At 36.6% G+C, this 12058-nt stretch carries 12 protein-coding genes, 1 tRNA gene and 3 pseudogenes; 14 read left to right on the top strand and 2 right to left on the bottom strand.

Translation table 11 applies throughout. The features are described from left to right. Nucleotides 1-261: 261 nt before the first annotated feature. The 3 genes and pseudogenes from fabV to ACLKMH_RS21935 all read left to right on the top strand — a co-directional run. Nucleotides 262-1467: pseudogene (gene fabV, locus ACLKMH_RS21945) on the top strand (enoyl-ACP reductase FabV). Between the two features lie 157 nt (nt 1468-1624). Further along, nucleotides 1625-1701: transfer RNA gene (locus ACLKMH_RS21940), tRNA-Pro, on the top strand. 1420 nt (nt 1702-3121) lie between these two features. Beyond that, nucleotides 3122-3544, top strand: a pseudogene (locus tag ACLKMH_RS21935) (transposase); the annotation flags it as partial. A 136-nt stretch (nt 3545-3680) separates the two neighbouring features. On the opposite strand, the gene ACLKMH_RS21930 reads toward ACLKMH_RS21935, so the two are convergent. After that, nucleotides 3681-3728, bottom strand: a complete 48-nt coding sequence (locus tag ACLKMH_RS21930) for a hypothetical protein (RefSeq protein ID WP_413702373.1) — start codon at nt 3726-3728, stop codon at nt 3681-3683. Nucleotides 3729-3892: 164 nt separating this feature from the next. Between ACLKMH_RS21930 and ACLKMH_RS21925 the strand changes: the two genes are divergently transcribed. The 11 genes from ACLKMH_RS21925 (at nt 3893) to ACLKMH_RS21875 (ending at nt 11059) form a co-directional block, all read left to right on the top strand. Further along, on the top strand, nt 3893-4717 hold the full coding sequence (locus ACLKMH_RS21925) for a transposase (RefSeq protein ID WP_413702372.1): 825 nt from the start codon (nt 3893-3895) through the stop codon (nt 4715-4717). Between the two features lie 203 nt (nt 4718-4920). After that, entirely contained in the window at nt 4921-5355 is a 435-nt protein-coding gene (locus tag ACLKMH_RS21920; protein WP_413699959.1) for a hypothetical protein, read from the top strand. A 574-nt stretch (nt 5356-5929) separates the two neighbouring features. Continuing rightward, nucleotides 5930-6274, top strand: coding sequence for a hypothetical protein (locus tag ACLKMH_RS21915; protein ID WP_413699958.1), 345 nt, complete (start codon nt 5930-5932; stop codon nt 6272-6274). Between the two features lie 59 nt (nt 6275-6333). After that, nucleotides 6334-6702 carry a hypothetical protein gene (locus tag ACLKMH_RS21910; protein ID WP_413699957.1) on the top strand — a complete coding sequence of 123 codons (369 nt, stop codon included), beginning with the start codon at nt 6334-6336 and terminating at the stop codon, nt 6700-6702. Between the two features lie 583 nt (nt 6703-7285). Next, on the top strand, nt 7286-7570 hold the full coding sequence (locus tag ACLKMH_RS21905) for a BrnT family toxin (protein ID WP_413699956.1): 285 nt from the start codon (nt 7286-7288) through the stop codon (nt 7568-7570). 2 nt (nt 7571-7572) lie between these two features. Further along, nucleotides 7573-7791 (top strand): CopG family antitoxin, encoded by a 219-nt coding sequence (locus ACLKMH_RS21900; protein WP_413699955.1) that lies wholly within the window; start codon nt 7573-7575, stop codon nt 7789-7791. 618 nt (nt 7792-8409) lie between these two features. Then, a complete protein-coding gene (locus ACLKMH_RS21895) occupies nt 8410-8757 on the top strand; it encodes a DUF2282 domain-containing protein (RefSeq protein ID WP_413699954.1) in 348 nt (115 codons plus the stop codon). 21 nt (nt 8758-8778) lie between these two features. Continuing rightward, the gene (locus ACLKMH_RS21890; protein WP_413702440.1) at nt 8779-9669 is read left to right on the top strand and encodes a DUF692 domain-containing protein; all 891 of its coding nucleotides are present in this window, start codon (nt 8779-8781) and stop codon (nt 9667-9669) included. Beyond that, on the top strand, nt 9666-10271 hold the full coding sequence (locus ACLKMH_RS21885) for a DNA-binding domain-containing protein (protein WP_413699953.1): 606 nt from the start codon (nt 9666-9668) through the stop codon (nt 10269-10271). The genes ACLKMH_RS21890 and ACLKMH_RS21885 overlap by 4 nt, the downstream gene beginning before the upstream one ends. After that, a complete protein-coding gene (locus tag ACLKMH_RS21880; RefSeq protein WP_413699952.1) occupies nt 10249-10494 on the top strand; it encodes a hypothetical protein in 246 nt (81 codons plus the stop codon). The genes ACLKMH_RS21885 and ACLKMH_RS21880 overlap by 23 nt, the downstream gene beginning before the upstream one ends. Before the next feature lie 16 nt (nt 10495-10510). Next, nucleotides 10511-11059, top strand: a complete 549-nt coding sequence (locus ACLKMH_RS21875; RefSeq protein ID WP_413699951.1) for a DoxX family membrane protein — start codon at nt 10511-10513, stop codon at nt 11057-11059. Nucleotides 11060-11339: 280 nt separating this feature from the next. On the opposite strand, the pseudogene ACLKMH_RS21870 reads toward ACLKMH_RS21875, so the two are convergent. After that, nucleotides 11340-12002, bottom strand: a pseudogene (locus ACLKMH_RS21870) (DUF2959 family protein). Nucleotides 12003-12058 lie beyond the last annotated feature (56 nt).

The following is a 12058-nucleotide window of genomic DNA, read 5'->3' as shown; positions in this document are numbered from 1 at the left end:
AAATTCATCGGGAATGAATTTGAACATCCGAAGGATGGCCCGAAGGGCGTAGCACAGGACGTGCGCAGTCTTTAAACCACTAAACTGCGCTTTTCCGCCTTGAACTAAGCATAAATAGCTTAGCCCTGAGCATTTACAGACTAATTTAATAAAAATACCTCCATTTTGAAGGAGTATTGAGTAGATACACTAAAATAAGGTATATTGTGCTCCATTCAAATTATGCTAATCAAAAAATCATTTAACAAAAGAGATTAAATTATGATCATCAAACCAAAAATTCGTGGCTTTATTTGTACAACTACACATCCTGTTGGTTGTGAAAAAAATGTACAGGCGCAAATTGAATACACAAAAGAACAGGGCAAAATTAAAAATGGTCCTAAACGTGTATTAGTGATCGGCTCTTCAGCGGGTTACGGTATGTCATCACGTATCGCGTACTGCATACGGCTCAGACGCTTCTACGATTGGTGTGTTCTTTGAAAAACCAGCAACAGATCGCAAACCAGGTTCTGCGGGTTGGTACAACAGTGCCGCTTTTGAAAAACAAGCAAAAGCTGATGGTCTATATGCAAAAAGCATCAATGCTGACGCTTTCTCACATGAAACTAAAGCAAAAGTGATTGAGCTTATCAAAGAAGATTTAGGACAAATAGACGCAATTATTTATTCAGTTGCGAGCACCTGTTCGTAAAATGCCAGATACAGGTGAAGTTATTCGTTCATCACTGAAACCAATTGGTGAAGCTTATGTTTCAACTGCAATTGATACTAATAAAGACACCATCATCGAAGCGACTGTAGAACCAGCAACAGAAGAAGAAGTTGCTAACACAGTAACAGTAATGGGCGGTCAAGATTGGGAATTATGGTTAAGTGCACTTGGCGAAGCGGGTGTATTAGCTGAAGGTGTTAAAACCGTTGCTTACTCATACATTGGTACAGAAACTAACATGGCCTATCTATTGGAACGGCGCTTTGGGTCAAGCGAAAATCGATTTAGATCGTGCTTCAACGGCAATTCAAGCACAACTTGCGCCTTTAAATGGTGAAGCTTATGTATCAGTACAAAAAAGTGTTGTAACACAAGCAAGCTCAGCGATTCCTGTAATGCCTTTATACCTTTCTATGGTATTTAGAATCATGAAAGAAAAAGGTTTACATGAAGGCTGTATGGAGCAAATCCATCGTTTATTCACTACTCAGTTATACAAAGAAGATGGTAGTGCTGTAACAACGGATGATGCGCGTCGTTTACGTCTTGATGACTGGGAACTTCGTGATGAAGTACAACAAGCATGTACTGACTTGTGGCCTCAGATCACCACTGAAAACTTATTCGAATTAACTGATTACCAAGATTACAAAGATGAGTTTTTACAACTGTTTGGTTTTGGTGTCGAAGGCGTAGATTATGAAGCCGATGTTGATACATTAGTTGAGTTTGATTGCTTAACGGTTTAATAAAATAGCTTATTCAAATACTAAATATTAATACCCATCTTTTGATGGGTATTTTTTTGCCCCAAAAGCTGTTTACTTCTTAATCGATTGAAAATTAAATAAAATAATGACTCTTTTAGGTTGCATAGTATCGATAAATTATTAAAATAGCCCAAATCGGTATGTAGCGCGACTTGGTAGCGCACTGCTCTGGGGGAGCAGGGGTCACAGGTTCGAATCCTGTCATACCGACCATTTTCATTAGCTTTTAGCGACCAGCTGTTAGCTATTAGTTAAAACCCAAAACCCAAAACCCACAATCTTTTTCTCTAAAGTAGCGTCTATTATAAGTATAAGTTAACTGTGGCTTTCTGCAGTTTCGAATCTTCTTATATACCGACCATTTTTTATCAGCTTCTAGCCTCTAGCGATCAGCTTTCAGTAAAACCACAAACCACAAAAGCCAAAACAACACTTAAAACCCAACACCTAAAAATCATTTTTCGCTAAAGTTACTCTGGTTAAACATTTGTCGCTCAACAAGATACTTAGTGGCGCTTGTGAGTTACTCATGAGGTTCGACTTGGGAAGTTTTGGTATTTTTTCCCTCTATCTTCAAGATGTACAGTGATTTATATCTGATCTAAATATTAAAAAATGTAAAATTAAAGACTTGCCCTCAATCTTACTGTATATCAATAAAGCTAGAAATTATGTCACTATGACGCTTTTTCTGGAAACTGATAAAAAATGTTTCAATTGAAGGTGATAAAAAGCTAATGCAATTTTACTTATAAAACAGTAGCTTAGTTAAACTTTAAGAAATGTAGCCATGCAATAAAGTGACGCATTAGTCTGTTCATGATTTTGTGTAATAGTTTTTATGGTTTGTTGATTTAATTTGTTTATATCGTTATTGTGTAGGTTTTAATAATTTAAGATATACAACAATAGGTTTTACGTCATGTCGTTGTATATAAAACTGTTATATTTAGGGCGTATCATTATGGAGAAAGTTTCCAACACCAACAAATTCATGTCCATTGCGATGATCATAGGAGGCTTTTTTGTCTCATTGATTCATTAATTATTCAATTAGAAATTGATGAATTAGATAAAAAATCACTATATAAAACTTCAGGTGTAATTAAATCATTCAGATGTCGTAACGCTAAAGGTATGTCCCGTATAAATATGACAATCGAGACTGAAACCTCAAAAGTCTCGTACGTAATAACAAGGAACCCCCTTGGTGCAAAGTAGATGATGCTTGGACCATTGGAAAAGACGTGATTGTACACTCTAGTAAAACCTTTGATAAGAACATCACAAGCAGAACACGAGGTAGTAGTATTTGGGAGTTACATATAGCGGGAAAAGAAGTTATTAACTTTGATAAAAAAATAAATACAGTATTACATTATTCAAATAAGTCTTTCTATGTTGGTTTATATTTAATTTTAACGTCAATAGGCATTTACTTTTGGTTATTAAGAAAAAATATAACAAACAGTTAAACACGGAAGCGTAAACGGTTGCCATCGTTTTTGCAAAAAGACCAAAGGCGCAAAAACAATATCAACCTACGCTCCGGTTAACTGGGCGTTGAGGCTGTAGAATTTCTCCCAAAAGAGCGTTTATCGCTCTTTTTTAATTTTGCGGCATTGTACGAAAAATGAACTTGAATGCGGTGATCGACTGTGATCTAATAGTTATTATTCGCTCAGAGTTAAATGTGATGGCCAACTATAAACCTGACTTATCCTGCCAAAGTAAATTCATTCCGATTGATTTTGCACAGCAAATTATCCCCGGTACCTTTGAATACGCGCTTTCTCATATCGTTGATAAGCACCTTGATTTATCCTCCTTTGATAGCTTCTATAAAAATGATCGATGCGGTGCATCTGCTTATCCTCCTTCTGTTATGTTAAAAATTATACTGTTTGCGTATTCTAGAGGATTAGTGGGGAGTCGCCGTATTGCTGAAGCTTGTGAAAAAAATATTACCTTTATGAGTTTATCGGGCGATGTACAACCTCATTACACTTCCATTGCTAGCTTCGTTGCTAAAATGAAAGATCAAATCGAACCACTTTTTACTCAAGTATTAATGATATGTGACCGCGAAGGTTTGATAGGCCGTAACATGTTTGCGATTGACGGATGTAAAATCAGATCGAATGCCAGTAAAGAATGGAGTGGTACATTTGATGAACTTGAACGCAAACAAGCTAAGTTACGTCGAGCGAGCCAACGCATATTAGCTCGTCATCAAGCACAAGATAGTTTGAGTGAAGATGAAGTTGCACATGATTTAAAACAGCAGGCTAAACTTGATAAAAGTGCAGATAAAATCAAAGAATTTTTAGCGACCAATGAAGAAAAGCTAGGTAGTCAGAGAAAGCCTGTGAAAAGTAATATTACCGATCCAGACAGCGCCAAAATGACGACCAGTAAAGGGACGATTCAAGGCTATAACGGCATAGCCATTAACGATGATAAGCACCAAGTGATTATGCAGGCCCAAGTTTGGGGAAGTGTGGGAGAGCAACAAACGTTAAAACCCGCTATCGAAGATTTAAAAAAACAACTGACTGAACTTGGTACACCTGATGCTTTGTGTGAAGCAAAGTTTACTGCTGATAGCGGTTTTCATAGTGAAGTGAACCTTGAGTTTATGGCGACAACAGGGCTCGATGCTTACATTGCCGATACTGCATTTAGAAGCCGGAATCCATTATTTAAAGAGAGCGAAACCTATCATACAGAGCAAGAAAAACGACGATTGAAACGCAGTAAAGGCCGGGCGAGATTGTTTAATAGCAAAGACTTTTACTTTGATAAAAAGAAAAATGAATGCCACTGTCCAGCAGGAAAAGAGATGTGGTTAAGTGTTAAAAATGTTGAAACCGCCGGTCGGCAATATGTTCGGTTCTCTGGTTATTTAAAAGATTGCCGTGTTTGCCCATTACAAAAGCAATGCATGCGAAAAGCGCCCACTAAACAAGGTCGGCAAGTGCAATTTGAAACAGGCAAAACAACGAAGAGCATTTCTTATACCGATAGAATGCGAGTGAAAATAGATAGTAGCCCTGGCAGACGTGAATACAGTAAACGACTCGGTGCTATTGAGCCTGTGTTTGGTAATATTACTGTGAATAAAGGCATGAATAAATTCACACTGCGCGGTCAAGAGAAAGTGAATACCCAGTGGCAGATGTATTGCCTTGTTCATAACATTGAGAAATTAAGGAATAGTTTACATTAACCCAAGGGTTAAGCCCTTAAACCGCAATAATCCAGCCTATTTAGCCTCATAAACACTTTTACAACTCAAATTAATCAATCATTTATTGAAAATCGAATAATCTATTGGAATCTCAACTAAATATGAATTAATGTGGTTTTTATTTTAATTAATCAGGCTGAAAATGAGAAATTCTACAGCCTCATTATAAGGCGTAAGCAAGTATGGATAAACAGTCAAGGATGGAACTTCGAAGAAAGGATGGCTATCGAGATCTACCTGAGCCTCAGATTAAAGTTCATGGGCCAGTGTATTCTATGTCTTTTGCTTGTTGTAACTGTAAAACGTCAAATATGCGCCAATTTAATCTTGCTCCATCTGATTATCCAAGAACTATTGAGTGCCCTGTTTGTAAAGGTGTGGCTGTTAACTTGGGACGTCACTTCAAACCGCCTAAAAAATCAGATACAGCTCAATGGAAAAAAGTTGAGTATTTAATTGAGCATGGTTTTGTATTCCAAAAAATTCGGACAATTAAAAATAGCTATGACAGCGTGCCTTATCCTGAAACTTTAGCTCAAGCAAAAGAGTTTGTTGTAAAGTATCAGCAATATGCAGTTAAACCGCCTTATAACAAGGCCATCAAGTCGGATTCGTAATAGTTGGCTAAGTTTCGTTTCGCTACACAGTATAGCCAACTATTACTCACCGTTTATGGCGACGTTAGCTATTCGTTCATCATTCATCGTTTAGGAACAAGGAAAAAATGAATAAACTAGAAGAATAATATGATTGGGGTCGAGCAGGCTGAGGGCCAGGTCTTTCATTTTGCATTTTTGGTAATTAGGTTCTTTTCGAAGGGTCGCGAAGGGCTGAGGGTCAAGTCTTTCATTTTGCATTTTTTGGTAATTAGGTTCTTTTCTAAGTCGCTTAGTGGGGGGCGACTCGGCTTTCTATCTCGCTAACTCCCAATTCCGAGCATTTTACTTGTCTATTGCTGAAAAGTTATATTATGATCACCATCTACACTTTTGGGATAAATGACTTACTGTTATTAGACAAATCAGTAATTTATACAACCTAAACCCAGTATGGAACAGAATTAATCATGGATGATAATAAAAAGTCTTTTTTAAAAAGGCTTGTCAAACGAACATTAGAAACTGATGCAAAAATAAAATCTGAGCAAAAAAACAACAACAGTTAGAAGATCATATTTCTGCTTTAGAAAAAATGACAGACTTAAAAAGATCCAAAATAACAGAAATTGCTAATGAAATTATTATAGAAGATGAAGAATACTCTCATTCTCAGTTAAAAAAAGCATCGCCTACTCCAACGGGGACATATGCTATATTTATTGCTCTGATTCTTTTAATCACGATTATTTTTCTAATATTCAATTCTACTACTAGTGAATTAGAGCCAGAGTTAACTGCGATAAAAACAGATATTAGTGCTAATAATACTAGTGATATTAAAGCAATAGTTGTAGACCCCCTTCCTCCAAGAGAGCTACCAATAGTTCCACAAATAGAATATGAGGTAACAGAGATAAAAAAGAAACACCTAAAGTAAGGCTTATTACAACAGGTGCAACAAAAACTTGGGGCGATGATTTAAACCCCCAAAATGAAATGCCACTTAATTCATTTAAAGCTTTTTACATTAATACTAATAATAGAAAAAAGTTATTGCTACCAGCCACGTTAAACAGGCACGCTATAAAGTATTCCTATAAAGATTTACATGATATTGATTCAAATGATTTTGGTGCTTATTGGGTTGGTATGTTCGAGTTTACAGAAGATCAAGAGTTACAATTTAATGTACATTTAAGTTGGGCTTCAACAAGAATTATTGTTGATGGTTTTGTGGTTTATGAAGGGGGCTCAAAGACTAAAGTACCTTATTTATTTACTAAGGGTAGGCATAAAATAGAAGTAGAGTTTACTAACAATTGGCATACAACCAATTTCAGCGCTATTTTGGAAGAAAAAATGTAGAGGGTATTCATGTATGAGCGGATCAAATTTCATGCTGATTTGTTCCCAAACTGAGCTAGAAAAACTATTTTTAATATCTTATTGCCCGAGCCTATCGTAAGTTGCTTTGAAAAAATGGGGTCTTTCATTGTGATTAAAAATACCATGAGGGCTAGGTCTTTCATTTTGCAATAAAACAAAATTGGCAAACGTTTAAGTATTTTTGAGTCTATATATTTAGCAAGAGCACGGTGAATAAAGACAAGATTATATTCTCGGTAGATGACCAACAAAAAGAGAATACCCAATGGTAAATGATTTGTTTTGTTCAAACTGATTCTTAAGACGATGAGAAGCTAAGCAATAGTTTACATTAACAAAAGGCAAAGTCCTTAAAACGCAATAACCCATCCTAATTCGCCTCATGAAAATCTTTATAACTCAATTTAATCAATTGCTTATTGAAAAGTGAATAATCTATTTTAATCCCAAGAAAATGTGGATTAATATGTTTGTTTTTAAATAATTAGGCTGAAAATGGGAAATTCTACAGCTTCGTTAGAGCTACTTTGACATTTTTCTCTAGCGTACATACAATGTACATATGATAAAATTTGAATGGAATACAGCAAAAGCTGTAACAAATATTAAAAAGCACGGTATTTCTTTTGAGGAAGCTAAATCCGTATTTTTTGATGATTTTGCATTACAGTTCTTTGACCAAGAGAATTCCAATACCGAAGATCGTTTTTTGATGCTTGGAATGAGTAATGAATCGAATCTATTACTTATTTGCCATTGTGAGCGTGATGATGGAAATACTATTAGATTAATTTCCGCGCCAAAAGCAACTAAAAATGAAAGTAAAAACTATCAGCGAGGGCATTAATTATGAAAGCAGAATATGATTTATCTAAAATGAAATCGCGTAAAAATCCGTACGCTAGTAAATTGAAAAAACCGGTAACTATGCGCCTTGGAGAAGATGTCATCTCTTACTTTAAAACTATGGCAGAAGAGTCTGGTGTCCCTTATCAAAGCCTTATAAACCTTTATTTAAGGGACTGTGTTGCAACAAATAAGAAAATTGATATAAATTGGCATGCGTAACGCAGACTCTATAGAACGTAAACTGTAGGTACTTACTATATGATTATCAGGTCTTTCATTGCGATTAGTATTAAGAGGAGGGCTGAGGGCCAAGTCTTTCATTTTTCACTATTTGCTAATTAGGTTCTGTTCTAAGTCGCTAAGTGGGCGTTTGCGACTCGGCTTTCTACCTCGCTAACTCCCGGTTCCGAGCATTTCACTGCTATTCGGGTAAGGTCTTTCATTTTGATATTTAATTGAAGGCCATTAAATTGGAAAAAGGCCAGGACGTGTGGATCCTAGAGTGAGGAAAAGAAGAGCTTCAGCATATAGCTTATTAATGGTACCAAGGCACATTGCTAGGGCTAAAATTCAAGTCTCTGTCACTTTTTCACGAAATATTAATTTCTCAGTATGCCCATAATAAATGCTCCAAGAACCTATCAATCAGTTATTTCACTTTAAAAGTGCCACGCCTATTTCCGGTTATTTTTTTAGCCATGAATCATAGTTAATCGTCTTATTTTTAAAATTTATTAAAATACTTTGAAATTTTATTCTATATGAATGGGTCTCCTAGATTGATAACACACTTATATCGTCTAACTTTTATATGAACATTAATCAGGAGAATAACAAATGAATAAAGCAAACTTAACTAAAGCATTACTAGTTGGCGCATCAGTAGCAGTATTAAGCGCAGGCGCAACAGCTGGTGCAAATAACCAATTATCAATTGCTGAAGGTGCGACTCCTAAAGTACAAGAACAACTAACAAATTGGTTAGCTGGCGATAAAGTGCGTGGTCGTAAAGACAAGTGTTACGGTATTGCTTTAGCTGGTGAGAATGATTGTAAAGCGGGTGCAGGTACAAGTTGTGAAGGTACTTCGACGGTAGATTTTCAAGCAAATGCTTGGACTTACGCACCTAAAGGAACATGTGAGTCAATTATAACACCTAACGGGACTGGTTCTCTTGAAGGTTAATCACTTACACTCCCCCAGCACATTCATGCTGGGGATCATTTAGGTGCAGGTTTAAGTTTAAAGCCTGAACATCTAGATGATATTTTAGCTTTACCTTTACAACAGCAATCTACAAATAATTTATGGTTTGAGGTACATACCGAAAATTTTTTCGTAGAAGGTGGACCACGATTAAATTACTTAAGCGCGATTCGTGAAAATTATAATGTCAGCTTTCATGGTGTAGGTGGCTCTTTAGGATCTGATCATAAATCTATGGTAGCGCATACCAAACAAGTAAAAGCTCTAATAGATAAGTTTCAACCGAGCTTAGTCTCAGAGCACGCAGTATGGTCTAAATCGCAAGGTAAATATTTTGCAGATTTACTGCCATTGCCTCGCACTCAAGATGCACTACAATCTTTAATTGATGGTATCGATGCTTATCAGTCGGGCATTGGTCGTTCTATTTTAATTGAAAACCCAAGTAACTACTTAGACTTTGTGAGTGATATGGATGAACCTCAATTTTTAGTTGAGGCGACTAAGCGCACAGGTTGTGGCTTACTTATCGATATTAATAACCTCTATATTAGTAGTCAAAATACGGGCATTGACGCCCTGAACTATTTACAACAGATACCAAGCGACCTTGTTGGAGAAATCCATATTGCAGGCCATGATGAAGACCCTTCGCTTGGCCAGTCTTTGTTAATTGATAGTCATGCAGTTGCAGTAGCAACACCTGTCTGGCAATTGTTGCAACAAGCACTAACATTATTTGGTCATGTTCCCGTTCTTATTGAACGAGACGCAAATATTCCTTCCTTCGATGAGCTAATGAGTGAACGTAAAATAGCACAAAATTATTTGGATCAATGCAAGAATAAACATAGCGCCAATATCTCTTTAAAAGAAGAAGTAAGCGAATGAGTACACAAGACTACATTGACGCTTTTGCCGAGTATCTGCGTAGCGGAGATTCAAATGGCATAGACGCTTTTTGTGAAAACTCATCGCATATTAATCGATTAGCCGTGTACCGCAATGGCTTTTATAAAGGCTGTATTGATGCATTATCTGCCAACTTTCCTATGTGTGAAAAAAAGCTCTCTACTGATCGCTTTCGTGATGTGGCTCGACTGTATGTTGATCATTTTCCACCTGAGCAAGGAACCTTAGTTGGGTACGGAATCAATTTCCCTCAATTTTTAGAAAAATTACTGAGTGACACAAAACTTAACCGCAAAGGGAGCGATGCATTAGCTGAGTCGCGACACGTTGAATCTGATGAAAATACGAACCTAGTGAATATGGCTCAGCTAGATTACGCGTGGCTAATGAGTTTAATGAGTGCCGACTCAAAGGATACATTAACAATAGATTATGTGAATGCACTTTTACAAGAAGGAATTGAACTGACAGAACTCAATGTCAGACTTAACCCGAGTGTGCGGTTAGTGAAAGTCGATGAAAGCGCTTTTTATGAATGGGTTTCACTGAAAACGAATAATGACCAGCAAGCATCTACCTGAAAGCGCTGAAGAGAGCTTTGTGATGTTTTGGCGTATTCAAAGCGCCGTGCAAGCACGTTTATTGACATGTGCAGAAGTTGCATTAATGCAAACATTGCTAGGTAAAAGTACCCCGTTAAATGCGGCCTTTGAAGCGACGATAACAATAGATGAAAACTTTGATGTCAGTGAAGCCTTTACTGCATGCTTGCAAAATGAATTATTAGAAATAAAAACATTATAAATATTAAGGAATAAACATGGATATGGTCAAGAAGTTACAATCGTTGTACGTACGAATGGGCGAGCAATTATCAAAGTATTTAGAGCCTTTAGCACTATTTTCTTTGCGCTTTATGGTAGCCAAAGTTTTCTTAGATTCAGGTTTAAGCAAATGGGATGGTTTTTTACAGTTTAATGTAGATAAATACGACTTGTTTAAATATGAGTTTTTCTGCCCAGAACCAATAAGAGAAGGCGCTTTACTACTTTGTGACCCTCAAACATTAGATTATGTCGATGGTTCACTTATGGTAACAATTATTGAGTCATTAGCTGTGGTAGCCGGTGTTGTAGAAGTACTACTTCCGATATTGCTCATAATTGGTTTGTTTTCTCGTTTTGCGACCTTTGGTCTTCTTGGTATGACGATGTTTATTCAGTTAGCCGTTTTCCCAACCTTAGATCATTGGATTAACCCGGCGTCTTGGTGGGTCGCAACGTTATTAGTCATTTTTGCACGTGGGCCAGGCTTTTTATCAATTGATAGATTTTTAGGATTAGATGCTAAACGCACACCAACTAAATAATCTTTAAGAAGACTTAAATGTCATCAATGTTAATGATAACCGGCCAAGCGCCGGTTATTTTTTAGGTGAAGTAACGCAATAGACTATTGAGATGATTGGGGCGTGATGGTTGGTTGGGGGCAAGTCTTTCAATGTGATTAGTATTAATAGTCTTTTCACTCCGCTCGGGGCTCTACTTTTGTAAATACAATTGGTTACTTTCCTTTAAATACAAAAAAGCCTGCTACTGCGTTTTTCAGACAGTTAGCAGGCTCATTAAGCTGATTAAATGACTAAATGATTAACTGCCGTTATTCATTTGTTTAATAAACTTGTTTGATTCGTCAATTGATTCGTTCATGTCGCTCATTAACTGTTGAATATCACGTTTTAGATTGGTGAATTCACCTTTAATTTCTGACACTGCACGCGCATTTAAATTATGTTTTAAGTACAAAACGTTATCGTTTAAAGAAGCTAATACTGGCTCCATCTTGCTTTCAGCGTTACGCATCGAGCGTAAAAGGGTACTAAATTGACGCTGTGTCTCTGCTAGTTTTTGACTGCTTTGGCGTTTTAAAGATGCACTTTTATAGAGTTCAAGCTCATCGCTCCATTCGTCAAATAAGGCATTGGCTACTTCTTCCACTTTATCAATGTTAGTTGATACTTCGTTTCTCGCTTATAGGCTAGACTGATAATCATCGTTTAATGCGTCATAAGTCTTTTGTAGCTCACCACCTTTAAAGTCGATCAGAGTGGTTAGACCTTCCAGTGCGGATTGAAACTCTTGTTGCGATTCTTGTTGTGACTCTTTTGTTTCTTCAACACGGTCAATAAGAATATCGCGCTTGTGAATTCCGACCTTTTCCATGGCTGAGTAATAAGCTGATGAACAGCCTGCTAATGTAAATGTTAGTGCAAGTAATGAAGCACCTAATAGTGTCTTTTTTTCATTTTTAATCCCTGTTTATAAAGATGTATGGGGTCATTCTTTCATTTTGCATTATTTAGTAATTA

It is taken from the genome of Psychromonas sp. KJ10-10, from assembly GCF_047323245.1.
Classification (GTDB): Bacteria; Pseudomonadota; Gammaproteobacteria; order Enterobacterales; family Psychromonadaceae; genus Psychromonas.
This window is presented reverse-complemented; position numbering and strand designations above follow the sequence as displayed.

Coding starts and splice junctions, on each gene's coding strand:
- ACLKMH_RS21925 (WP_413702372.1), top strand. CDS start 3,893: ATGACGACCAGTAAAGGGACGATTCAAGGCTATAACGGCATAGCCATT.
- ACLKMH_RS21920 (WP_413699959.1), top strand. CDS start 4,921: ATGGATAAACAGTCAAGGATGGAACTTCGAAGAAAGGATGGCTATCGA.
- ACLKMH_RS21915 (WP_413699958.1), top strand. CDS start 5,930: ATGACAGACTTAAAAAGATCCAAAATAACAGAAATTGCTAATGAAATT.
- ACLKMH_RS21910 (WP_413699957.1), top strand. CDS start 6,334: ATGCCACTTAATTCATTTAAAGCTTTTTACATTAATACTAATAATAGA.
- ACLKMH_RS21905 (WP_413699956.1), top strand. CDS start 7,286: ATGATAAAATTTGAATGGAATACAGCAAAAGCTGTAACAAATATTAAA.
- ACLKMH_RS21900 (WP_413699955.1), top strand. CDS start 7,573: ATGAAAGCAGAATATGATTTATCTAAAATGAAATCGCGTAAAAATCCG.
- ACLKMH_RS21895 (WP_413699954.1), top strand. CDS start 8,410: ATGAATAAAGCAAACTTAACTAAAGCATTACTAGTTGGCGCATCAGTA.
- ACLKMH_RS21885 (WP_413699953.1), top strand. CDS start 9,666: ATGAGTACACAAGACTACATTGACGCTTTTGCCGAGTATCTGCGTAGC.
- ACLKMH_RS21880 (WP_413699952.1), top strand. CDS start 10,249: ATGACCAGCAAGCATCTACCTGAAAGCGCTGAAGAGAGCTTTGTGATG.
- ACLKMH_RS21875 (WP_413699951.1), top strand. CDS start 10,511: ATGGATATGGTCAAGAAGTTACAATCGTTGTACGTACGAATGGGCGAG.